At 33.5% G+C, this 24,324-nt stretch carries 17 protein-coding genes and 1 riboswitch; of the genes, 3 read left to right on the top strand and 14 right to left on the bottom strand.

The genetic code is table 11. The features are described from left to right. Position 1: 1 nt before the first annotated feature. The 5 genes from ASC72_RS09660 to ASC72_RS09640 form a co-directional block, all read right to left on the bottom strand. On the bottom strand, positions 2 to 991 hold the full coding sequence (locus ASC72_RS09660) for an alpha/beta fold hydrolase (RefSeq protein WP_056190230.1): 990 nt from the start codon (positions 989 to 991) through the stop codon (positions 2 to 4). 73 nt (positions 992 to 1,064) lie between these two features. Next, positions 1,065 to 1,173: riboswitch (SAM riboswitch) on the bottom strand. 188 nt (positions 1,174 to 1,361) lie between these two features. After that, positions 1,362 to 1,559: a hypothetical protein gene (locus ASC72_RS09655; protein WP_056190228.1), complete on the bottom strand. Its 198-nt coding sequence runs from the start codon at positions 1,557 to 1,559 to the stop codon at positions 1,362 to 1,364. Between the two features lie 624 nt (positions 1,560 to 2,183). Next, positions 2,184 to 3,272: an aspartate kinase gene (locus ASC72_RS09650; protein WP_056190225.1), complete on the bottom strand. Its 1,089-nt coding sequence runs from the start codon at positions 3,270 to 3,272 to the stop codon at positions 2,184 to 2,186. A gap of 195 nt (positions 3,273 to 3,467) precedes the next feature. After that, on the bottom strand, positions 3,468 to 4,772 hold the full coding sequence (locus ASC72_RS09645) for an O-acetylhomoserine aminocarboxypropyltransferase/cysteine synthase family protein (protein ID WP_056190224.1): 1,305 nt from the start codon (positions 4,770 to 4,772) through the stop codon (positions 3,468 to 3,470). An 81-nt stretch (positions 4,773 to 4,853) separates the two neighbouring features. Further along, the gene (locus ASC72_RS09640; RefSeq protein WP_056190221.1) at positions 4,854 to 5,042 is read right to left on the bottom strand and encodes a hypothetical protein; all 189 of its coding nucleotides are present in this window, start codon (positions 5,040 to 5,042) and stop codon (positions 4,854 to 4,856) included. 812 nt (positions 5,043 to 5,854) lie between these two features. On the opposite strand from ASC72_RS09640, the gene metK reads away from it, so the two are divergent. Further along, on the top strand, positions 5,855 to 7,105 hold the full coding sequence (metK, locus tag ASC72_RS09630; protein WP_056190216.1) for a methionine adenosyltransferase: 1,251 nt from the start codon (positions 5,855 to 5,857) through the stop codon (positions 7,103 to 7,105). 157 nt (positions 7,106 to 7,262) lie between these two features. Here the strand turns inward: metK and ASC72_RS09625 are convergent, their stop codons facing one another. The 4 genes from ASC72_RS09625 to ASC72_RS09610 form a co-directional block, all read right to left on the bottom strand. After that, a complete protein-coding gene (locus ASC72_RS09625) occupies positions 7,263 to 8,729 on the bottom strand; it encodes a M28 family peptidase (protein ID WP_056190214.1) in 1,467 nt (488 codons plus the stop codon). Between the two features lie 158 nt (positions 8,730 to 8,887). Further along, positions 8,888 to 11,113 carry a hypothetical protein gene (locus tag ASC72_RS09620; RefSeq protein ID WP_056190213.1) on the bottom strand — a complete coding sequence of 742 codons (2,226 nt, stop codon included), beginning with the start codon at positions 11,111 to 11,113 and terminating at the stop codon, positions 8,888 to 8,890. A 90-nt stretch (positions 11,114 to 11,203) separates the two neighbouring features. Beyond that, complete coding sequence (locus ASC72_RS09615; RefSeq protein ID WP_056190211.1) at positions 11,204 to 13,897, bottom strand: carboxypeptidase-like regulatory domain-containing protein; 2,694 nt, start codon at positions 13,895 to 13,897, stop codon at positions 11,204 to 11,206. Between the two features lie 30 nt (positions 13,898 to 13,927). Then, on the bottom strand, positions 13,928 to 14,842 hold the full coding sequence (locus ASC72_RS09610; RefSeq protein ID WP_056190209.1) for a GLPGLI family protein: 915 nt from the start codon (positions 14,840 to 14,842) through the stop codon (positions 13,928 to 13,930). A gap of 235 nt (positions 14,843 to 15,077) precedes the next feature. Between ASC72_RS09610 and ASC72_RS09605 the strand changes: the two genes are divergently transcribed. Next, a complete protein-coding gene (locus ASC72_RS09605) occupies positions 15,078 to 15,893 on the top strand; it encodes a hypothetical protein (RefSeq protein ID WP_056190207.1) in 816 nt (271 codons plus the stop codon). After that, entirely contained in the window at positions 15,893 to 16,507 is a 615-nt protein-coding gene (locus ASC72_RS09600) for a deoxynucleoside kinase (protein ID WP_026983862.1), read from the top strand. Before ASC72_RS09605 ends, ASC72_RS09600 begins: the two co-directional genes overlap by 1 nt. Positions 16,508 to 16,624: 117 nt before the next feature. Here the strand turns inward: ASC72_RS09600 and ASC72_RS09595 are convergent, their stop codons facing one another. The 5 genes from ASC72_RS09595 to ASC72_RS09575 all read right to left on the bottom strand — a co-directional run bounded on the left by ASC72_RS09595 (position 16,625) and on the right by ASC72_RS09575 (position 24,227). Continuing rightward, positions 16,625 to 19,171, bottom strand: a complete 2,547-nt coding sequence (locus tag ASC72_RS09595) for a sodium-translocating pyrophosphatase (RefSeq protein WP_056190206.1) — start codon at positions 19,169 to 19,171, stop codon at positions 16,625 to 16,627. A gap of 111 nt (positions 19,172 to 19,282) precedes the next feature. After that, positions 19,283 to 19,813 carry an inorganic diphosphatase gene (locus ASC72_RS09590; RefSeq protein WP_056190205.1) on the bottom strand — a complete coding sequence of 177 codons (531 nt, stop codon included), beginning with the start codon at positions 19,811 to 19,813 and terminating at the stop codon, positions 19,283 to 19,285. Between the two features lie 133 nt (positions 19,814 to 19,946). Further along, the gene (locus ASC72_RS09585) at positions 19,947 to 20,546 is read right to left on the bottom strand and encodes a DNA-3-methyladenine glycosylase (protein WP_056190203.1); all 600 of its coding nucleotides are present in this window, start codon (positions 20,544 to 20,546) and stop codon (positions 19,947 to 19,949) included. A 134-nt stretch (positions 20,547 to 20,680) separates the two neighbouring features. Continuing rightward, complete coding sequence (locus ASC72_RS09580; protein ID WP_056190201.1) at positions 20,681 to 23,182, bottom strand: DUF5686 family protein; 2,502 nt, start codon at positions 23,180 to 23,182, stop codon at positions 20,681 to 20,683. 67 nt (positions 23,183 to 23,249) lie between these two features. Continuing rightward, positions 23,250 to 24,227 (bottom strand): pyruvate dehydrogenase complex E1 component subunit beta, encoded by a 978-nt coding sequence (locus ASC72_RS09575; protein WP_056190200.1) that lies wholly within the window; start codon positions 24,225 to 24,227, stop codon positions 23,250 to 23,252. Between the last annotated feature and the right edge of the window lie 97 nt (positions 24,228 to 24,324).

The following is a 24,324-nucleotide window of genomic DNA, read 5'->3' as shown; positions in this document are numbered from 1 at the left end:
TTTATTTTTCTATTGTTTCTGCCTTAAAAATATCGGCAAGTAAATGATCTAATTGTTTGTACTCGATTAAAAAAGCGTCATGTCCGTGAACCGAATCTATTTCGCTGTAAAAAACATTGTCTTTAAACTTCTTTAACTCCTGAAAGGTTTCCAGGTTTTCTTTTGGTGTAAAAAACAAATCCGAATTGATTCCGATAATATGAATCGATGCATTTGTTTTAGATATTAAAGCTTCGAAATCAGCGCTATTTCGAGTAATGTCTATTGTTTTGAGCAATTGGTTCATCAATTTATAAGATGATAACTGATACCGTTGCTGTAGCTTTTTGCCGTGATGCGCCAACCAGCTTTCTATGTTAAAAATTAAAAGATCCTGATTGATCGTACGCTTAAATTTTTCTTTGAATGATTCTGGAGAGCGATAACACAACATTGCATGAATTCTGGCATCTTCAATTGGTTTTGATGAATTGTTCAGAATTTGTTCCTGGAGATAACAGTTCGCAATCATCCAGTCGGTCGATTTCCAATCAGTTGCAATCGGAATTAAATTTTCGGTAATATTGGGTTCTAATGCCAGGATTTCCCAGGCAATTCCTCCACCAACAGAACCTCCAATAATCGCATAAACCTGCTCAATTTTCAAAGCTTCAATTCCCTTTATAAATATTCGGGCAATATCTCTGGTGGTAAAATCCTGATAGTTTTCAATTATAAATGAATCGTTTCCGTTTCCCGGAACATTAAATGCCAAAACAGTGTATTTTTTGGTGTCAATTGTTTTTTCATCGCCAATTAAATCGTTCCACCAACCATTTTCACCCGTTACCTGTGCATTTCCAGTCAAAGCATGATTGACTAAAACAATAGGCGCAGTATGCAATGGTAAGCCAGAAAGTGTAAAACTTAAGGGTAATGACGGATACGATGCACCACTTTCTGTGATGAAATCCTGAATTATGATGGGGTTTGGTACATTTTCCAATTTCAAATCTGTTGTATTATTGATTTGTATCTGGAAATATTAGAAAGAAAAGCCTAGAGTGAAACTAGAAAAATTCTTGTTGTTATCTTTCCACGTTTGGGCGTGGTAGAATGCAGCACCTTCTTCGCTTTACCGAAGGGTTGCTAAGGATTCATCGGGTCTAATCCCTCGTCCTTTCTTTATAACATTTCAATACGTTTTTGAACTTAAAGGTGCAAATTAACTACTATTTTCTTAAACAAACAAATTTTATCGAAACTGATTCCTCAATTTCATAAATATAATTCAAAACAAAACTAGTATACGCAAAAAATTACCGAACAAATTGCCCAGTAAAATTAAGCAGGTATTCCCCTATTTTATGATACTTTTAGATTTAAATAAAAAGCGTTTCATTTTCTTTTGAATACATCAAAAACAATAAAGAGTTTGGTTCTTTTTTATCTGCTTTTTGATCCGTTTCTGTTATTCCGAATCTTGGATGGATCAATTCGTTTTTTGGAGGAGGATTATTTTTTTTCTTCCTGTTTTTCAATGTTGAAAATGTCCTTGATAAGTAGTTCAATGTGCTCATGATATTTAAGTTTAGTTTAGTTTGTGTATTTATCTTTATTATTCGTTTATTTTAATGTTAACCCAGCTGTATGAAATAAAAAAACCCTTTTGGATCAGGATGCCAAAAGGGTTTAAGTTTTTAAACTCATATATTCTTTTGGAATCAACAGACGCGTACGCAAATAAATGCGACAGTGAACATCTTGTTCATCTGTAGGGATTTATTCATCTGTGATTTATTTATTAATTTAAATTCTTGCATTTTCATATAAAATTAAAAAGCCTCCTAAAATTATTGGGAGGCTTTGCATATAATATTGTTGTTTTCTTACAATTTAAGCAAAAGACTTCCCAACGGTATTAACCGAAATGGCGCAAAACATTTTATAGACATTTAAGTTCATTGATTCAGTAGCTTTTGGGTTTAACAAATATGCAAATATTATTTTAATTACACAAATAAAAAATAATAAATTAATACGAAAATCCGACAAAAAACTACTTTTTTAAGATATAAAACATCTTACAAAACTTTTGTTTTATATAACCAAGGTAAAAAACTTACAAAAACTTGCTTTTACTTAAAATATCTCCACAAATCAGTTTATCAAAGAACTTCACAAAGTCATTTAGACATTGGTTTTTAAAGCCAGACTGCTTCCTTATTTTTAATTTTTTCAGCCACTTTCAAAATATCTGTAATAATTCCTCTTGAAATCGCTTGTTTACAAGGAGACGCGCCCTGAATAACAATTGGAACATTAGCATACGATTGCGTATAAATTTCGAAAATAGCATCAGAACCTTTTAATTGACCAATGGCAGAGGTAATGGGTTCCGAAATTAATTTAACTTCTAATAAATTTCGCTCCACATCAAATTCTCCTACATATCGTAAAACATGATTATCAGCCTGAGTGATTTTTGCAATTTTGAAGGATCTGTCGACTGCCTCTCTATTTAAGATTCCGTTTTTCTCTAAATACTCCTCCTTAATAAGAGAATTGATTTTTATATCTGAAAACTCGAAATCCTTCCCAATTTCTCTTGTCAAAATCAGTAATTTTCTTGCGGTATCATTTCCGGATAAATCTTCCTTAAAAGTAGACCGCATTAATCCTAACAGACTCGCATCTTTTAAGATTGATGAAAAAGAAGATTCTTCAGTAGAAAATCGATTAAAGACATAACTCAGATTGTCTGAGAAAACACCTCTAATTTTTGTGATTTTCTCTCCCGAATAATATAAATCTCTCAGGGTTTGCAAAACCGGAAAACCAGTATCAACCGAAGTTTCATACAAAAACTCTTTATCATACTTTTTAAGATTCTCCCTGATTTCTTTATAAAGATCAATTGGCAGTGTATTGGCTTTTTTATTTACCGCTACAATATTAAATCCGTTTTGTATCAATGTATTATAGTGCCCAATCAATTCGTCGCTGGCCGTAGCATCAACCGCAATCAGATTCTCGAATTCATTTTCTTTAGCAAATTCTACAATATCTTCTATTTTAAAAGGAACAGCCAATTGTCTAAAATTGGTTTCCCAAGCATATCCGACTCCTTCTTTCTCAAAAAAGGCAACTGTAGAATTGGTGATAATCGGGAAATGAAAATCAATATTTTTACTCTGAAGAAAAAATTCCTGGCTTTCAATAATCTGATTAATCAAAGTGCTTCCGATATTTCCAATTCCGAAAAGGATGATGTTTATTTTAAGCTTTGACATAATTTTTATTTATTGAGGTTAATTGAACCATATAAGTCATATAAATGAATTTATATTATCAACTTTGAATATGAGACGCACTGCTGTGCGTCTCTACTTATGGTGAAAATTTATGCTGAATTTCTTTTCATAAAAAATCACCTCTAGCAACACCACATTGCTAAAGGCAATTTTTCAAACAAAAAACAAAAAAACCTAATTCTTATTGATGGTATATTGTGATTGCGTAACGCTTTCGAAAACGGTTTGCAAATCAGCAATAAGATCTTCTATATCTTCAATTCCAACAGAAAGTCGGATCAAATCTTTTGAAACTCCTGTTTCTAACTGTTCGTCATCAGACAATTGCTGATGGGTTGTACTTGCAGGATGAATAATTAACGATTTTGTATCGCCAATATTCGCCAAAAGCGAGAACAATTTAGTTTGATCTACAACCTTTTTAGCTGCTTCAAAACCACCTTTTAATCCAAAAGTGATGATTCCACTTTGTCCTTCCGGCAAATATTGCTGTGCTAAATCATAATATTTATTCGATTTCAAACCTGGATAATTTACCCAAACTACTTCTTCCTGTTTCTCTAACCATTCGGCTAAAGCCAAAGCATTTTCGCTGTGTTTTTTGATTCGGATTGGCAAAGTTTCCAATCCCTGAATAATTTGAAAAGCATTAAACGGACTTAAGGCTGCACCAAAATCACGCAAACCTTCAATTCGCGCTTTCGCAATAAAGGCTGCATTTCCTAAAGCTTCGTGATACACTAATCCGTGATATCCTGCAGAAGGTTCTGTAAATTCAGGGAATTTTCCGTTAGACCAGTCAAAAGTTCCGGCATCGATAATAGCTCCTCCTAATGAAGTTCCGTTTCCGGCAATATATTTCGTTAAGGAATGAATAACGATATTGGCTCCGTACTCAATTGGTTTTAGTAAATAAGAAGTAGCTACCGTATTATCTACAATAAATGGCACTTTGAAATTTTTGGCTTCCGCCGAAATTCCCTTCAAATCCAAAACATCTAATTTCGGATTTCCTAAAGATTCTACAAAGAAAGCACGCGTATTTTCCTTCGCCGCTTTTGTGAAATTTTCCGGTTTTGAAGGATCTACAAAAGTGGTTGTAATCCCTAATCTTGGTAAAGTTACTTTCAGAAGGTTGTAAGTTCCTCCATATAAACTATTCGAAGCCACGATATGATCTCCTGCTTTTAGCAAGGTTAAAAAAGTTGTTGCTATAGCTGAAGCTCCAGATGCCGTCACAACAGCCGCAAGTCCGCCTTCAAGCGCTGCAAGCCGTTGTTCTAAAACATCATTTGTTGGATTATTTAATCTGGTGTAGATAAACCCGGCTTCGGCAAGGCCAAATAAATTGGCAGCGTGATCTGCATTGTTAAAAACATACGAAGATGTTTGATAGATTGGCACTGCTCTTGTGCTTCCGTTTTTTGTTACATCGTGTCCTGCGTGTAATGCGTTTGTTGCAAATTTTTGTGTGCTCATGATTTCTTAATTTTAGGTATTGTTAGTACTATTATATATTGTTATTGAAATTGTTTCGTTGAAATTGAATATTGAGATTCCCTAAACATATAGATCTTCTTCTTCAAGATTATACATATGAAATAATAAAGATTTTTGACCTTTTATATATTGTGCAGGATCATACTTTATAGCCTCATTTGCTGGTTCTTCAGATTTATTATTGTTTTTTTGAGAATCTGTTCTCAATAAGTACTGAAATGCGATTGTATTTATATCTAATGTATTCATGATTTAAAATTTAAAATGTTGAAATGAAAAAGCCCTTCCGGATGGCGACCAAAAGGGCTTATAGTTTAACTATAACAAAGATTCTATCTTTTACTTTTGGCAACAGCAAGATTGGATGCACATTTGCATCATACTACAGCACATCATATTTGTTCTTGCTATTGTTTTCATTTTCATTTTATTTAAAATTAATTCTTTTTTAAATTCTACTAATTTGATAGAGTAAATGTAATAAGTATTTTTCGAACTACCAAATCAAATATTGATATTTAACATTAAAAAATTTATCATTTTAATAATACCATCAATTAGCCAATAAAATTTTGGTTTCATTTCATTTTTTGAACAAAAAAAAACCTCTGCGATGTGCAGAGGTTCTATATATGATGTTTGAAAATAAACTACAATAGCGTCTCTGCGGAAGGCTCCGGCATCATACAAGACATATTGCAAATTGTTAATTTCATTTTTTCTTTTATTTTGATGAGGCAAATGTGCGAACTATTTTTTAATCGACCAAACAAAAATCAAATTAATTTCTATTACCCTATCAATGTAGTATGTTTATGTTAAATTTATGCTTATAAAAATAAAAAAAGTTGAAGTTTAATTTGCAAATCAAAATGGTTTCATACCTTTGCACGCGAATACAGAGGAAAAATTTGAACTGATTGCAACCTCTTCATAATGAAATGGTTCATTATGAATGCTGAAGATTTGATTTCAGTATTAAAAAATGCTAAAGCAGGAATTCTCCTTTAGCCTTTTCAGCAATTATTTCTCCTCGCTTAATTTTAATTTAATAAATTATTATGGCTTATTTATTTACGTCAGAATCTGTTAGTGAAGGGCATCCAGACAAAGTTGCAGATCAAATTTCGGATGCATTAATTGATAACTTTTTGGCATTTGACGCTGACTCAAAAGTAGCTTGTGAAACTCTTGTTACTACAGGTCAGGTAATTTTAGCAGGTGAAGTAAAATCGAATACTTATCTTGATGTGCAGCAAATTGCCCGCGATGTAATCCGTAAAATCGGTTATACAAAAAGCGAGTATATGTTTGAAGCAAATTCTTGTGGAATTTTATCAGCAATTCACGAGCAATCAGCTGATATTAATCAGGGTGTTGACAGAGCTAAGCCAGAAGAGCAAGGTGCAGGTGACCAGGGAATGATGTTTGGTTACGCAACTAACGAAACTGAAAATTACATGCCTTTGGCACTAGATTTATCTCATAAATTATTACAGGAATTAGCAATTCTTAGACGTGAAAACAAAGAAATCACTTATTTACGTCCGGATGCTAAATCTCAGGTAACTTTAGAATATAGCGACGATAACAAACCAACTCGTATTGATGCGATTGTAATCTCAACGCAACACGATGATTTTGATGAAGAAGCTACCATGTTGGCTAAAATCAAAAAAGATATTATCGAAATCCTTATTCCAAGAATTATCGCTAAAAATCCAGCTCACGCTCATTTATTTAATGATAAAATCAACTACCATATTAACCCAACAGGAAAATTCGTTATTGGAGGACCTCACGGAGATACTGGTTTGACAGGAAGAAAAATTATCGTTGATACTTACGGTGGAAAAGGGGCTCACGGTGGTGGTGCTTTCTCTGGAAAAGATCCAAGTAAAGTAGACAGAAGTGCGGCTTATGCTACACGTCATATCGCTAAAAACTTAGTTGCTGCAGGTGTTGCTGACGAAATCTTAGTACAGGTTTCTTACGCAATTGGAGTTGCTGAGCCAATGGGTATTTTTATTGATACTTACGGAACTTCTAAAGTAAACTTAACAAACGGTGAAATCGCTAAAAAAGTAGAAGCTATCTTTGATATGCGTCCTTACTTTATTGAACAACGTTTGAAATTAAGAAACCCAATTTACAGTGAAACTGCTGCTTACGGACATATGGGACGTAAACCAGAAGTAGTAACTAAAACTTTTTCTGCTCCGGGAGGAAATGTAAAAACGGTTACCGTTGAATTGTTTACATGGGAAAAACTTGATTTCGTTGACAAAGTAAAATCAGAATTTGGATTGTAATTCAATCTGAAACATTTATATACAAAAAGAGGCTGTCTAAAATTTTAGACAGCCTCTTTTTATTTTGCGCAAATTTGATTGTTTTTTAAATTAAAAGGAATCCGTTTTAATCCGCGTTTTTACGAAGTAAATCCGTTTAATCCGCGTTCAATAGACTCTATCGCTCTAATTGTACATTCGGCAATGTTTTAGGTCGACCTGCATCATTAGATAAAATCCATCCTGTACGATACATCCACTCGGTCATTTTACGCAGTTTTACGTAATCGATATTCTCCGCTTCATCCATTGGCGTATGGTATTGACTGTGTAAAACACTGGTAAAAAACACCGACGGAATTCCTTTACGGGCGTAAGGCAAATGATCTGAACGAAAGTAAAAATATTCCGGATGTTCTGGTCTGTCCCAAAGTTTATCCAAATCAAATTTTGGTCCTTCATCATTTGCTTTTTTAGCAATAGCCACCAAATCAGAAGAATTTTCATGAGGCGAACTTGAACCTAATAAAGCGGCCTGATTCACGTTATTTCTTCCGATCATGTCTCCGTTTAAAACTGCTACTATATCTTTTTCACGAACCGTAGGATGCGCTGCATACCATCTTGAACCTAACAAACCTCTCTCTTCAGAACCATGAAATACGAACAAAGCCGTTCTTTTTCCTGGTTGTTTTTTATACGCTCTTGCAATGGCCAACATCGCCACACAGGTACTTGCGTTATCATCAGCCCCGTTATAAATTGAATCTTTGCCATATTTTTGTCTTACACCATCATGATCCTGATGGCCGCTGAAAAGCACATATTCGTTTTTTAATTTCGGATCTGTTCCTGCAATAGTTCCCACCACATTTACTGACGGGTATTTATAGGTTTCCGAAACCACTTCTGCAGATAAAATATCTTTCGTATTTTTTAAATAGTCTAATTGATCACCATGTACCCAAAAAACCGGCATTGTTGCACCAATTTTATCACGGAAACCTTCAATTCCATAAATTCCTCTTGTCATTTGTGGTTCGACCTGAGACCAGCTTTGTTCTGCTAATTCATCAGCCACCATAATAAGTGCTACAGCTCCTTTTTTAACTACAAGATCGTAATATTTGTTTCTTACCAATCCGGGATAACGTCTGTCAAAAAGCGAAATATCATCTGCAATTCCTTCTTTTGAAGCCAATAAAACAACTACTTTTCCTTTAACATCGGCTTTCTCGATTTCTTCTTTTGTTGCCGCACCCAGATATACTAAAGAGCCTTCTACTTTTATATTGGTTGTTTCTGCTACCAAAACTTCCTTCCAAAGTTTGTATTCTTTTTGTCCAATTTTAAATTTAGTATTAGGAGTTACCTGATGCCTGAATAGATCAAAAAACTGAAAATAAGTTCCGTCATCTCCTGCCGGAGCCATTCCAGCTTCTTTTGCTTTATTAGCCAGCCACATCGATACTTTTAACTCATCTAATGTTCCTGCCTCACGACCGTTAAAATGGTCACCAGCCATCTCGTACATATCAGTTCTAAGGTCCTTATCAGTTATCGCCGCAACTAAAGGTTTTTTGATTGTTTGCGAAAAAGCAAGTCCTCCACAAATAAGCAAACCTAAGATCATTTTATTTTTCATAAGTTTTAATTTAGTCTTCCAAACTTACTAATTTATCTACAAAAAACGGTCTTTTTAAATTTGAAAGATCCCTAAAGAAAACTATTCTTCTTATAATTAAATAAAAACCCGACAGATTAAAAATGTGTCGGGTTTACTTTTTATGTAATAACAGAAATCTAGTACGTTCCGTCTTGCATCTTAGTTAAGGTCTCATGGATTTCAGTAGCTGTTTCCTGCTCTATCTCAGTGCTTAAATATTTTACTGCCAGTGTTTGAGTTTCGATCGCTTTTTGTTTTTGTCCGTCCTTGTAATATAGCTGAGCCAAAGTATCTAAATAATAAGGATTGTTTTTAGTAACTACCAAACTATATTCAGACCAGGTAATTGCCGACTTTAAAAAGTTAGCATTAGCAGGTTTCAAAACTACAGTCCAGGCAGCAGAATTACATAAATTGGAATGGTATTCTTTAAACACGTTCCATCCATTATAAGAGTAATCAGAAATTGGGTCTAAAGTTGCATACATTTCATCTAATCGTTCAATGGCACTTCCTTTATCCATTGCTAAATTGGCATTGAAATAACTGCTAAATTCCTTTAAGTAACTCGTATTCGAACCATCCTTATCTTCGACTTCACCTAAATAGGCAAAGTAATTTTTATAACATTCAAAGTTTCCTTTCCCGGCAGTAATTAGTTTTTTATAAACTGATATTGTTTTGTCTTTATTTGCTTGTCCGGAAATTCCATCTGCTTCAATATAGGTATTTTGTTGCAGTGCCACAGTAATTTCAGCAATTACATTACCAACCAAATGTATTTCTCCTTCTTTTTCATTAAAAGCTACTCTTTGAGTTTCTATAGCATCAGCATGTTTTATCAAATAATCAATGGCCAGAAAATCAGTATCTGTCAATACTTTATCTTCATTAAAAAATTGCTTGTAAAAACCTTGATTCTTAATTTCTTTCAGAATCGTCTCTACCAAATACATATTTGGTTTTGCATCTTTTTGATGTGCTTCAATTAATTTTTTCCAGGTTTGAGAAACTGTTTTTTTGTCCAGCGCTACTTTTACAAGTTTAAAATCCTCAGGATTCTCCGTACCTGTTTCAGCATAATCATAATCGTAAGGCATTTCGAGAACCGCTGCTTTATTAAAAGCCTTTATCAAATCGACATCCGTAGCTTTTTTATTTTTAATCACTTTATCAAAAAACAGAAGAGCATTTACTCGCTGCGCTTTTTTATAAAATCCGTCATAATAATTAAACTGAGCTTGTTTGTCTTTCAAGTTAGATTTCGAAGTTGCTAAAATATCTCCATTTTCATTTAAAACAACTATACCTGGATTGTCTGTAATTTTATTCGTTTTCAACCATTTTTTATCTTCGGCGGAAGCCAAATAATAATTAAAAAGATCGTATTCAGCATGATAAGCATCATACATAGTATATCCTACTTGCGCTTCCTGATCTTTTATAAAAGTATCAAAATCAGTTTTTGCTGAAGGACTTTTACTATCGACATACACAACCAAAAGCTTGTTTTTAGTGGCTGAAATAGCATTTTTTAAATTGTTTTCAATCTTAAATTTAAAATCAAATTTAGTTGAAGGATAAGAATCTATAGCAACGTTAGCACTATCAACCGTAGCATCTGCACCAAAATTATCACTTATTAGTGCTTCCTTTCCCGGATAAGTCCAGTTCGAAATAGTTTGACTTTCAACTGGAATAACTTTTGAAACTGCAGCCTGAGGGACATCTTTTTCATTTAAAAAAACTAATGGGTTCTTTCCTTTTTGCTCAGAAATTCTCAACTCATTTGTTTTTTGATCAAAAAAACCAGCAAGTTTTAGATCACCTAAAGCGGCTAATTCATAATTAATAGTCACTTCAGAGACATCTTTTGGCAAAGCAAATTTTGACAATTTACTTTCGCCATTGTAATCTTCATAAACCAAATACAAATAATCTGCTTTATCTATTTCAAATTCTAAATTGGTCTGTACAAAATCCGGATCAACTTTAGTTCTAATATCATTGATTTTTTGATACTGAACAGGATCATTTGAATTTTGTGTTCCGATATAGAACGAATAGTAGGAAGGCTCTAAAAACTTAATTTTAATTTTTTGCGCTTTTTTATCAGTTGCAAAAGCAACATCAAAAGCATTTTCTGATTTTACTTTTTGAGTGAATAAAAGTGAATCCCCTTTAATCTCATAATCTCCGGAATAAAAAACCAGCTCGTATTTATTATTCTCTAATAAATTTAATTTGATTTTTTCTCCTTTATTTGCAGAAAGATAAGTTCCTTTTTGAATGCCTTTTGTTTGAGAAAACGAAACAAATGTTACACAAAAAAACAATAAGAAACTCCATTTAAAATTACGCATACTTAAAATTTTTGGCTGTTAATATCATGCGTAAAGATATTGCATTCCTGATTAAACAAATCACAAAAAAGAATCTTTGTAATTAAAATACTATAAATTATACTTCATCGAAAAGATAATGTAACGTGGCTGAACCGTGTATTGTGAAACTCGTGTAGAAAACTGCGAGAAACTGTCATCATTAAGATATCTCGTGTTTAAAAGATTAGTGGCGGCAACTTTATATTCCCATTTACTATCCTTTTTTTGATAAATCAAACTGGCACTTAAAAAATCATATTCATTGTCAACCGTTTTATCAGTATTATAATAATGATAAAATTCATACTCTGAAACAAACGAGAAACTATTCCAAAAGTAATAATCTAATCTTGCAAAAGGTTTGTCTGTATAATAAGTCGAACCACTGTATTGATTGATTAAGGCGTTATATCCTACCTCCAGATTTGGAAAATTTTTATAATTTGTTGATGCCTTTACAGTGTAACTTTGAGTAAAACTTTCCGTCGTGGCCAATGCATTATTTTGAATATTATTGAATTTTGACCAATTGAAACTTGCCACTGCAGATGCTTTATAGTTCTTTAAAAAAGAGCGCCCGTAACTTCCCATTCCTGAAAAAGTTTCATCGGCTAAATTTGAATTGTAAGGAACTGATGATTGATTAATTCCATCGAAATCAGCTTTGGTTTTAATTGCATCTACTTTTTTGGTGTACGTTGCATTGGCAAAAATGTTCTCAAAATTGAACATATTGTATTTGAAATAACGCAGCGAATGGACTTGTGAAGTGGCATTTTCTAAGAAACGATTTCCTCTAAACAAACTACTGTAATCTGATAAAACATAACCAGCTGCCAACTGATTTATATCTGTAAAATCATTCGATAAGGAGAAATTATAAGTCAATGTCTCTGATTTCTTGATTTGATATAAAGCAAAAAAATCAGGCAATATCTTTGTGAAATTTTGAGAATAATCTGTTTCTAACTGTGTGTTTGTCATTGAATAGGAATGCAAAATTACTCCCGGTGTCAATGTAAATTTACCAGACAAAATCTTATAATGAAAGCCTAAAAAAGTATCATTAAAATTATATTTTACCTGATTATTATTTTGAGTATCATTCAAATCATTTCGATCTCCATTATCCAACATCTGAAAAATATGCGAGTTGAAATCCTGATAAGAATAGGTATTTCCTAAAGTGATATTAATATTGCTTTTTGGCGTTACCATATAATAGTAATCCAGTTTTGCATCGAGTTTGTTTGTTTTTACAAAACGATCCTGATTAAGATCGTTTCTATTTTGTTTTGGATCTGTGATATAACCTGACAAATCAAAAGGTAATGTTCTTAAATTGGCATTGTAAAACGGATTTTCATCCTGATACAAATGTTGTATCTCAAAAGCAAAAATATTCTTATCCCTTTGCGTGTAATACAAACTCAAATTTTGGTTTATTGATGTGGGATTTTGCTTTTTATTTGTGAAGATTGTTTCAATTGAAGTTACATTACTTTCTACAGCTTCACGTAATAATTCTGTATCCTCATCTTGTTTGGATAATTTGGTTAAAATATCATAATCAAACTGAAACTTATCATTTGGTTTATACGTTGAACTCAATTTAAAAAGTCCCAAATTATTTTTTTGATGTGTTGATTCGTCTCTTTTTTGCTGATCTCCCGAATCTAAAATAGTCGTTTGGGATTTCGTTTCTAAATCTGTTTTTGAAGCAGATAATATTCCGAAACCACTAATATTCCAGGCTTTTGTAACTGAATAAGCAAAATTGGTTGCTCCAAATTTTGTTTCGATTTCTTTAGCGCGATTATTTCTTAATAGTGAAATTCCAATATCATTTGACGAAACATTAAAATTGCTTCCGCCCTTTTTCATCATATTTTTAAATCCTCCTGTGAATTTAAAATAATCCTGAGCTGTCAAGGGCAATTCTCCAATATTATTAAAATTGGTAATTAAATTAATGGAATATTTTGGACTGTAATAAAATAATTTCGGATTAATTATATAACGGCTGTCGAGTTCTGCGACGCCAATTCCGGCCGTTGCATCACCAAACCAAAAGTTCTTTTTCCCTTCTTTCAGTTTAATATTCATCGCTACATTATCCTGATCGTTTTCTAAACCTTTTAAGGCGCCAACTTCATTATAATTTCGCAAAACCTGAATTTTATCAATCGCATCTGCAGGAATATTTTTAACGCCGAGTTTGGTATCTCCATCAAAGAAATCTTTTCCTTCCACCATCAATTTGCTGACTTTTTTTCCTTCAACTTCAATTTCACCGTCGGCATTTACCTCAACTCCGGGTAATTTTTTTAAGACATCTTCCAGTTTTTTTTCTGTTCCGGACTTAAAAGAATCGGCATTATACACAATTGTATCCCCTTTTATGGAAACTGGCATTTCACGAACAATTTCGACACCTTCGAGTTCAATTCCGGTGCCGTCCATCACAATATTCTGAACTATATTTTCAGTATTCGTTGAGACAGCAATTTCTTTTGATTTCATTCCTAGATAGCTCACCTTAACTGTATACGAAGTATTAGGCTTTAAAGTCAGCTGAAACTTTCCTTTATCATTTGTAATTCCGTATGAATCCATTGCTTTTGTTCCGTTGTTCACGGCCATTATATTAGCCATCTCCAACGGATTTTTCTGTTCGTCCTGAATAACACCATCAAAACGTACAGTTTGGGCAAAGGCTATAGACGTCATTAATAAAATAACGAAGAGAAGTATATTTTTCATGGGAAAAATCTAAAGGATGATGTAGTTAAATTAACGTCTGATCATTACTGGACCTCCACCAGGTCCACCCTCGCGGCCACGGTTCATTTCTCGAAACTCTTCCATTTTTTTAATTACGGTTTCATCGTAATCTTTTTGAGAAATCACTTTGCCTTTTGTAGGTGCTTTTATTTCAGCTTTATCTTTCGCATTCAAAACAATTTTTGAACATAGGATTGTTGTTCTTCCATCATTAACTTCTAAAATCAAGCCGGGCAAACCCCAATAATTTTCAGGTCCCTGATTTACCGGAATCTCCGGAGAATACCAAGCTGTTATGATAATCTCTTTTGGAATTTCAAAATTGTCTGCAAAATTAGTTTTTGTTTCTCCTGAAGTTTTCTTTGTATCTTCTTTTTTATCTTCAGACTTTTTGTCGTTATCATTTTTAGGTCTGAAATTTCTAAAATCGGTTTTACTCGCTTCCTTTACAGCTGTTGCTTTATAACAAGTATAACCTCCAATTTGCTTGGTTTCAGATTCCATTTTCCAGTTTAATTTCGGCAGAGAATCTATAACCAAGAACTCTTTTCCCATAAATTCTTTGTCAACTGTATATGATTTAGTTTTTACATCCTTATAAAAAGTGCCACCGCCACCCATAAAAGAATTCATCATAATACGCATTCCGCCGCCTTGCTGCCCCGGAGTTTCTAATTTTTCTTCTTCTTTATAAATAGAAGCCGATTTATCAAAATTTAAAATAAAGGTTTTCTCCAGCATTTTTTTCATGCGCTCTTCCATATTTTTCTGCATTTCAGGCGTAATATCTCTATTCGCACGCATTCCATCCATTTTAGGAGCCTGCGTTTTTGACTCATAAACAGCCATTCCCTGAAAATCCTTTTGTGCACGCATTTGAGTAAATACAAGCATTAAAGACATATATAAGAATATTTTTTTCATTACATTTTTTTTTAAATTGAGTAAATCAATAAAACTTACTCTCTCAAATGTATTATTAATTTTAAAATACTAAAAATTAAATATATCAATATCAATAACCTATCGACGAAATCAGCTGTTAATTAGACTGTTGCAATTCTGAAACGTTTTAAAGAAAAAATCCAACTTAATAGACTATTTAAACCATTTCGTACATAGTTTTTTGTAATTTGGCTCTTTTGAAACCTAATTTACTATGAACAAAGCAGTGCGCAAAATTTTAATTCTACTTTTTATCGCCTGTTCATTATCAGCTGTTTCGGCACAAAATCAAAAAATAAACGCAACTTTAATCTCACAATTTAATACTGATATTGATGATTTCTTAGGATATGATTCTTTTGGATTCTCTTATTATATTAAAAATAATGTTTTTAGAAAAACTAAAGAAAATGAGGTTTTTGAGTACAAAAATGTTTCATTGGGAAATATTACCAAAGTTGACATTCTAAATCCTCTTAAAATAGTTTTGTTTTATGAAGATTTCAATACCGTTATTTTATTAGACAATCAATTAAATAAAATGACAGAAATTAATTTTTCTCAAAACAGTACTCCTATTGTTGTACCGGCAATTGGAATGTCGACTCAAAATCAGTTGTGGATTTTCAATACCTTAAATCAACAAATTGGTCTATTTGATTATTTAAAAAATGAATATAAAACGGTTTCTACGCCTTTAACAGAAGGTATAAAATATTACCAGACTGACTTTAACACTTTTTATTGGATTGATAAAAAAAACAATTTCTTTTCTTGTGATATTTTTGGAAAAACCACTGCTTTAGGAAAAGTACCTGACTTTGACCAAATCGAAATTATAAATCCAAATTCTTACATTTTCAGGAAAGCTAATCTGCTGTATTTTAAAGACAAAACAAGTGCTGCCTTGGATACCTTTTCTGAAATTGAAATTTTGCAAAAAAGCTTTGATAAATTCTGCTACAAAGACCAAATTTTATCTATTTTTACAGCTAAAGAAATCACCAATTATAAAATCGTAACACCGTAATGCACATAGCAATAGCAGGAAACATAGGCGCTGGAAAAACAACTTTGACTAAATTATTGGCCAAACATTTTAAATGGGAACCCCATTATGAAGATGTTGTTGATAATCCGTACTTAGATGATTTTTACCACCAAATGGAGCGTTGGTCATTTAATTTGCAGATTTACTTCTTAAACAGCAGGTTTCGTCAGGTGCAACAAATACGCGAAAGCGGAAAAAAAATCATTCAGGACAGAACGATTTATGAAGATGCCTATATTTTTGCTCCCAACTTATATTCAATGGGATTAATGACTAGTCGTGATTTCGAAAATTACACTTCTCTTTTTGAATTGATGGAATCGTTGGTAAAAGCTCCTGACTTATTGATTTATTTAAGAAGTTCTATTCCGAATTTAGTAGGACAGATTCACAAACGTGGACGCGAATATGAAAACTCTATTTCTATTGATTATCTAAGCCGATTAAACGAAAGATACGAAGCCTGGGTTCAGACTTATACTAAAGGAAAGCTATTGATTATTGATGTTGACAATATAAACTTTGTTGATAATCCTGAAGACTTAGGAAATATCATTAATAGAATTGATGCTGAATTAAACGGATTGTTTTAGAAACACAAATTCCACGAATTTACACTAAAACAAAAAATGCCTCTAAAATTTTAGAGGCATTTTTTGTTTTTAAAACCTTTGTAAAAGTTTAAAACTTTGAAAGGTATCAGTCATTCTTTATTTCGCAGCTTCAATTTTTGCTTTCACTTCGTCTTCAGTTCCTTCGTAAACTTCAGTCGTTGTTTTTCCATTTTCAGTTTTGGTTACCGTTCCAACTGTAACTCCATTTGTGGTAGACAAATTAACCTCAACTCTATTTTTACTGTATTTGGTTGTATCAAAACAATCTGTTTTTTGATGTATATATTTTCCGTTTGCATCATAATGAGCCAGACATTTTGCTGTTTCATCAGCGGTACATCCTTTTTCTTTGCACATTTTAATACATTCTTCTTTTGTCATTCCGGACAAATCTCCGCATTTAGATACACCACCTGCATGCATCTCCATTTTACAGCAAGAACCTTTTTCGGCCATAGTTGAAGACGAATGGCCTTCTCCTAAAATTGGAGCAATTACCAATCCAATCAAACAAGTTAGTTTAATCAAAATGTTCATTGAAGGTCCCGAAGTATCTTTAAACGGATCTCCAACAGTATCTCCAGTTACAGCAGCTTTGTGTGCATCAGAACCTTTGTATGTCATTTCTCCGTTGATCATAACTCCGGCTTCAAAAGATTTTTTAGCATTATCCCACGCACCTCCTGCATTATTTTGAAAAACTGCCCAAAGCACACCTGAAACTGTAACTCCTGCCATATATCCTCCTAACATTTCAGCAATTAACTGATTGTTATCTCCATAAACCAATTTACCTAATAACACAATTGCAATCGGGAAACCAATTGTCAAAATTCCAGGCAGCATCATTTCGCGTAAAGCGGCTTTAGTAGAAATTTCAACACATTTTCCGTATTCTGGTTTTCCGGTTCCTTCCATAATTCCCGGAATTTCCTTAAACTGGCGACGTACTTCGTACACCATATCCATCGCTGCTTTTCCAACAGAATTCATAGCCAAAGCTGAGAAAACTACCGGAATCATTCCACCGACAAATAACATCGCTAAAACTGGTGCTTTAAAAATATTAATTCCGTCAATTCCTGTAAAAGTTACGTAAGCTGCAAACAATGCTAATGAAGTAAGCGCTGCAGATGCAATTGCAAAACCTTTTCCGGTTGCAGCTGTTGTATTTCCAACTGAATCTAAAATATCTGTTCTGGTACGCACTTCTTTCGGCAATTCACTCATTTCGGCAATTCCTCCGGCATTGTCAGAGATTGGCCCAAAAGCATCAATTGCTAATTGCATGGCTGTAGTTGCCATCATTGCTGAAGCCGCCAGCGCCACTCCGTAAAAACCGGCTAAAGCATAAGAAATCCAGATTGCTGCAGCGAATAATAAAACGGTTGGAAAAGTAGAAATCATTCCTGTTGCCAAACCTGCAATAACGTTTGTTCCAGCTCCAGTTGATGATTTTTGTACAATTGCCATTACTGGTTTTGTACCTAATCCTGTATAATATTCTGTTACTGATGAAATAGCTCCGCCAACAACTAATCCTACCAAAGTCGCATAAAAAACGCGCATTGATGAAATATCTTTAGAACCTTCTCCAAAGAAACTCATTTGCATTGTTTCCGGCAACATATGTTGTACCAGGAAGAAACAAGCAATTGCAGTTAAAGCAATTGAAACCCAGTTTCCTATATTTAATGCTTTTTGTACTTGTGCTTCTTTGGCATTATCATCAGAGATTTTTACCAACATAGTTCCAATAATCGAAAATAAAATTCCGAAACCGGCAATTGCCATTGGTAGTAAAATTGGACCAATTCCTCCAAAAGCATCCTGAATAGAACCGCCCATATCTTTGATCACATAATTCCCTAAAACCATTGCAGCCAAGACAGTTGCAACATATGAACCAAATAAATCGGCTCCCATTCCGGCAACATCTCCCACATTATCACCCACGTTATCAGCAATCGTAGCTGGATTACGAGGGTCATCTTCCGGAATTCCTGCTTCTACTTTACCTACTAAATCGGCACCAACATCAGCTGCTTTCGTGTAAATTCCACCTCCAACTCTCGCAAATAATGCAATAGATTCTGCACCAAGTGAAAATCCGGCTAAAGTCTCTAAAACCTTTGTCATATCTTCAGATGATGTCCAGGTACCGTTCATGAATATTTGAAAGAAAACGATAAAGAAACCCGTTAATCCTAAAACTGCAAGACCTGCAACGCCTAAACCCATTACGGTTCCGCCTCCAAAAGAAACTTTCAAAGCCTGAGGCAAACTTGTACGCGCAGCCTGAGTTGTTCTGACATTCGTTTTAGTTGCTATTTTCATTCCCATATTTCCAGCTAAGGCTGAGAAAAAGGCACCAAAAATAAATGCTACTACTATTAATATATGTGTGGTAGGAACGACAAAAGAAACTCCTGCTAATACTATACTGGCACCAATTACGAAAAAAGTCAATAATCGATATTCAGCTTTTAAAAATGCGAGGGCACCTTCATAAATGTGATCTGAAATTTCTTTCATTTTACCGTCTCCGGCGTCTTGTTTTAAAACCCAAGTCCTTTTTATTCCCATGAAAAGTAATCCTAAAATTGCCATAACAATTGGCAAGTAAATCATAAATGCATTCATAATATAGTAATGGTTTTGGTTAATAGTAAATAAACTAACAAAACGAATTTAAACAAAAAAGCAATACTCCTAACGGAGTATTGCTTTTTTTATAATAGAATAGGGTAAAAATTATTTAATACTAAATAATCCCTCTGGTTTATTTTCGATATCGTCAAAACGCTTTGTACACTCAGCAATAATTGCAAATGCTTCGTTTACATCTCCCCAACCTTCAACATCCACTTTTTTGTTTTCAAGGTCTTTGTAAACCTGGAAGAAATGCTCGATTTCTTTCAATAAGTGTCCGTTAATATCTGAAAGGTCATTTAATGAATTCCAGATTGGATCTGAAACTGGTACACAAATGATTTTTTCGTCTGGTCCTTTATCATCTGCCATGTGGAAAACACCAATTGGCTTTACTTCTATAACACATCCAGGGAAAGTTGGTTCATTTATCAAAACCAATACATCAAGAGGGTCACCGTCAAGAGCTAAAGTTTCCGGAATAAATCCGTAATCAGCCGGGTACATCATTGAAGAGAATAACATTCTGTCAAAACGCATTCTTTTGATCTCAAAATCGTATTCGTATTTATTTCTGCTTCCTCTTGGTATTTCGATTAATACATCGAAAGTCGTTAGTTTGTCTGCGGTCATTTTCGTTTTTTATTATTTCTATAAATTCGATTGCAAAAGTAACCTAAAGAATCCTTTTTTACAATGAAAAAAGTACATTAATCAATGGATTTTATTGATAAATTAATATACTTTCCTTTTATATAACAGATAGTTAATACGTAATTTTTCGATTTCGTTTATTTAAGTAATAATGCCACAATAAATAGGTTGCGTAAGAGCGATAAGGACTCCATTGTTCAGCATGAATTTCCATTTCGTTTTTGTCGTGAATATCTAATAATTCTTTGATTGTATTGACCACTGCAATATCTCCTAGCGGAATCAAATCCGGCTCCTGCAAACAAAACATTAAGTAAATATCAATCGTCCAATTACCGATTCCTTTTAACTTTATGAGTTCTTCCCGAACTTGTTTTGCCGATTTTACAGCTAAACTTTCGATATCCAGTTCTTTATTCAAAACGGCTTCCGAAAGTATTTTGATATATTTTGTTTTTTGTCGACTTACACCTAATGCACGAAATTCTTCATCAGATAAAGCAAACATGTTTTCAGGATTGCAAGTTGTATAGGCTTTGATTTTTAAAAATGTGGCTTTCGCCGAATCTATAGAGACTTGTTGTTCAAGTATCAGCAATACCAACGTTTCAAAACCCTGAGGACGTTTCGGAATTGGCGGCAAACCATATTTCTCAATAATTTCCTGAAATATTGGATTTTTAGTTGATAGAAAATCGATTGCTTCTTGCATTTCTTTGGCTTTAAGTCTATTTCAAAATTAAATAAAAAAAGAATCTCGCAAAGGCGCCAAGTCGCTAAGTTTTAAATTCTTTGCGCCTCTGCGGCTTTGCGAGATTATTAAATTGCAAGCTTTCGCTTTATATTTTAAAAATAAAATCCAAAAGATCCTTTTACTGCAAATTTATTAGCATCCGGAGCGTTTAAATAACTTCCTCTCCAGGAGAAATCAATTCGGAAAACTTTGAAAATATTCCCGATTCCGGCGTTATATTCCCAGTATACATTTTCTGGTGCATTATAAGGCTGATCTGAAGCATTGATTGCTCTGTTAGCATCGGAAATGGTTCCGTAAACTCCTTTTACACCTACAAATTCCCTCCAGTTTAATTTTCTCATAAATGGAATTCTGGCAAATAACCTTCCTCCAAAATCATGATTCCATTGCAAAGTAGTATATTGGTCTGTTATGAACTCGTAGAAATTCAGGTTACTAAACGTATTCTCAATTGTAAAATAAGTCTGGTTACCCGGAATTACACTCATTAATCCTAACGGAATTGTACCAAAAGTTTTACCGGTTTCCAAAATAATATTCGATCTTCCCAGAGCACCAATAATAATAGGTTGTTTGTAGTAAATCTGTATTTTTTCATAAGCAAAATCACTATTGAAAACTCCTTTTAAACCATAGCTAAAATTCACAAAGAAATGACTAAACGGGCTATCAACAAGATCACGTTCTACTCCAAAACCAATAGTTTTTCGGTTTGGCATAAACTCAAACTGAATATTAGCTTCAGATTGTGTTACCCCACTTGCAATAACTCCCGCAGGATTTGAAGGACTTGGTAAAGTAGTATAATAATCTAAACTAAAAGTAGTCGAAGCCGATTCTAAAGTTCTATAGGAAAGACCCGCCTGAACAACAAAATTCTTCATGGGTTCCATTTCAAAGGAAATGTTACTCAAATTAATATTGGTTAATTTTCCGTTACTTCCTGTTGTAAACAACGCAGAAGACGCAAAACTTCGTCCTAAAATATCGTTTGTTGTGGTTAAGCTAGCTCCAATTTGTTCGATGTCGCGCCTGTTTCCTCCAGAAATAATAAATCGCTTTTTCTTATCAAGCATCCATTTTCCGGAAACACCATATTTAAATTTACTGTCATCAAAACCATAGGCCGTATAAGCTTGTACACGCCACGGATCATTTGGTCCAAAATACGTTCTTCCTCCTACGCGAACTCTTAAACCTTCGACTTCATTGTATCCAAATGTGGAGAAAATAGGACCATAATCAAAGTTTTTAAACTCGACGTAACCGCTTCCTAGAATAGAAACTAAACTGTAAAGTTGTTTGAATCGCTTGACAGTTTGCAAGGTGTCTAACATTTTGTAAATACCTTGTTCATCTTTATTTAATTTCTCGAAACGGTTTTCATCCCAAAATTCATCCGGTCGGTCGTAAACGGCATTGTCTATAAAGTTGACTTCTTCTTTATAAAACTTCTCCGGTTTTTGAATGTTGAATTTATGATTTCGATATAAAGTCGTTCGTTTTCCGTAGACTCCTTTTGATTTTTCCTTTTTATTCAAGGCAAAATCAGACATCATATAATCACGGGTCAAAAGGAAAACAGAATCATTTTCTACATCAAATTCCTGTTCGATATAAATATCTTTAACCCAGTTAATATTGGCGCTTTTAGTAACACCCATATTAATTTTCTTGATGGCAAAAGTGGTATCGTTAACCCAGAAATCTCCTTTAAAAGTCAACTCGTTTTTACGTCTTGGATAAAAAACAATATTAAAACACCATTTTTTATCAATATAGGCACTGTCTTTTAAGACATAATTATAGACATCAATTCCGGTTTTTGAAAGCGGACTTGTAAAACTTTTATCAAAAAACGTAAGGTGATTGTCGTAAATATTATAATCTGAATAAAGATCTTTTACAAAAGATAAAATCTGTTGATTTCCATTGAAACCAGAAGTTTTGCTTCCTTTAATATTCTCCTTTACTTTCTTTAATTTATTGTCGCCATAAACGTCATAAACTGATTCATTGATAAAGATTGGCAGATACGTTTTTCCGGTAACATCAGAAGTATCCACATGATCAAACACAAACTCCATTCCTTTAAAGAGCTTATTTTTCATAAAAGCACTATCGATCGTGTTCATGTCAAACTCGACTTTTTCGTACTTCTGCATTTCATACTGATTGAATTGGTACAAACCGTTTTTACGTTTTCTTTCCCAAATTTTCCTCAAAATATCTAATGCCGGGTTATTCTTTTTAGATGTTTTTCCGGTAAAAATTACAACTTCGTTTAAAGCTTCTGCTTCACCTAAAACTATTTTAAAATTATAATTTACAGCTTTTTCTAATGGAATTTCCTTATCCGAAAATCCAGCAGATGTAACTAATAAAGCGGTATAAGTATTGGGTGATTCTAAATAAAAACGACCATCTTCATTGGAAACTATTCCAGTATTTGAACCTTTAAAAACAATATTTGCAAACGGAATAGGTTGATTTAGTTTATCCAAAACAATTCCGCTCACTTTAGTTTGTGCAGTAGCAATATTCGCAAGTGCAAATACAAAAAATAGGCTGAGTAAAATTATTTTCTTCATCATCTGGCAAAAAAAAACTTCATCAATTAATATGACTGATGAAGTTTTATAAGTATTGTTTGTTTGATTATTTGTACATTACTTTCTTTACTGCTTTTACTACATCAGCTGCATTTGGCAACCAGTCTTTTAGTAAAACAGGAGAGTAAGGCGCAGGAGTATCTGCAGTTGTAATACGTTGAATTGGCGCATCTAGAAAATCAAAAGCTTGCTCCTGAACGATATAAGTGATTTCAGATGAAATACTTGCAAATGGCCACGCTTCTTCTAAAATTACCAAACGATTTGTTTTCTTAACTGATTTTAAGATTGCTTCGTTATCCATTGGACGAACTGTTCTTAAATCGATAATCTCACATGAAATTCCTTCTTTAGCTAATTCATCAGCAGCAATAAAAGCTTCTTTGATAATTTTTCCAAAAGAAACGATAGTAACATCTGTTCCTTCACGTTTAACATCAGCAACTCCTAATGGAATTGTATATTCTCCGTCTGGCACTTCTCCTTTGTCACCATACATTTGCTCAGATTCCATAAAAATTACAGGATCATTATCGCGAATAGCCGATTTCAAAAGTCCTTTTGCATCATAAGGAGTAGAAGGTACAATAACTTTAAGACCCGGAGTATTTGCAAACCAGTTTTCTAAAGCCTGAGAGTGAGTAGCTCCTAATTGACCTGCAGAAGCAGTTGGTCCACGAAAAACGATAGGCACATTAAATTGCCCTCCTGTCATTTGACGCATTTTAGCAGCGTTATTTATAATTTGATCAATACCAACTAAACAGAAGTTGAAAGTCATGTACTCAACAATAGGACGACAGCCGTTCATAGCTGATCCTACTGCAATTCCTGTAAAACCAAGCTCAGCAATTGGAGTATCGATTACTCTTTTTTCGCCAAATTCAGCAAGCATTCCTTTTGAAGCTTTGTATGCTCCGTTGTATTCTGCAACTTCTTCGCCCATTAAATATATGGATTCATCGTGACGCATTTCTTCGCTCATCGCTTCGCAAATGGCCTCTCTAAATTGTATTGTTCTCATATTTATATTGTATGTTGAATTTTCTGAAGAGCAAAAATAAATATTTTAAATAACTTAAAAGCATAAATTGAATTTAAAATCACACGAACATCCTCCT

Source organism: Flavobacterium sp. Root420 (assembly GCF_001427905.1).
GTDB lineage: Bacteria > Bacteroidota > Bacteroidia > Flavobacteriales > Flavobacteriaceae > Flavobacterium.
Note: the sequence above shows the minus strand (reverse complement) of the source record. Positions and strands in the feature narration are given on the sequence as shown.

Coding starts and splice junctions, on each gene's coding strand:
- ASC72_RS09595 (WP_056190206.1), bottom strand. CDS start 19,171: ATGAATGCATTTATGATTTACTTGCCAATTGTTATGGCAATTTTAGGA.
- ASC72_RS09585 (WP_056190203.1), bottom strand. CDS start 20,546: ATGCAAGAAGCAATCGATTTTCTATCAACTAAAAATCCAATATTTCAG.
- ASC72_RS09580 (WP_056190201.1), bottom strand. CDS start 23,182: ATGAAGAAAATAATTTTACTCAGCCTATTTTTTGTATTTGCACTTGCG.
- ASC72_RS09590 (WP_056190205.1), bottom strand. CDS start 19,813: ATGACCGCAGACAAACTAACGACTTTCGATGTATTAATCGAAATACCA.
- ASC72_RS09645 (WP_056190224.1), bottom strand. CDS start 4,772: ATGAGCACACAAAAATTTGCAACAAACGCATTACACGCAGGACACGAT.
- ASC72_RS09650 (WP_056190225.1), bottom strand. CDS start 3,272: ATGTCAAAGCTTAAAATAAACATCATCCTTTTCGGAATTGGAAATATC.
- ASC72_RS09620 (WP_056190213.1), bottom strand. CDS start 11,113: ATGCGTAATTTTAAATGGAGTTTCTTATTGTTTTTTTGTGTAACATTT.
- ASC72_RS09615 (WP_056190211.1), bottom strand. CDS start 13,897: ATGAAAAATATACTTCTCTTCGTTATTTTATTAATGACGTCTATAGCC.
- ASC72_RS09640 (WP_056190221.1), bottom strand. CDS start 5,042: ATGAATACATTAGATATAAATACAATCGCATTTCAGTACTTATTGAGA.
- ASC72_RS09605 (WP_056190207.1), top strand. CDS start 15,078: ATGAACAAAGCAGTGCGCAAAATTTTAATTCTACTTTTTATCGCCTGT.
- ASC72_RS09575 (WP_056190200.1), bottom strand. CDS start 24,227: ATGAGAACAATACAATTTAGAGAGGCCATTTGCGAAGCGATGAGCGAA.
- metK (WP_056190216.1), top strand. CDS start 5,855: ATGGCTTATTTATTTACGTCAGAATCTGTTAGTGAAGGGCATCCAGAC.
- ASC72_RS09655 (WP_056190228.1), bottom strand. CDS start 1,559: ATGAGCACATTGAACTACTTATCAAGGACATTTTCAACATTGAAAAAC.
- ASC72_RS09610 (WP_056190209.1), bottom strand. CDS start 14,842: ATGAAAAAAATATTCTTATATATGTCTTTAATGCTTGTATTTACTCAA.
- ASC72_RS09600 (WP_026983862.1), top strand. CDS start 15,893: ATGCACATAGCAATAGCAGGAAACATAGGCGCTGGAAAAACAACTTTG.
- ASC72_RS09625 (WP_056190214.1), bottom strand. CDS start 8,729: ATGAAAAATAAAATGATCTTAGGTTTGCTTATTTGTGGAGGACTTGCT.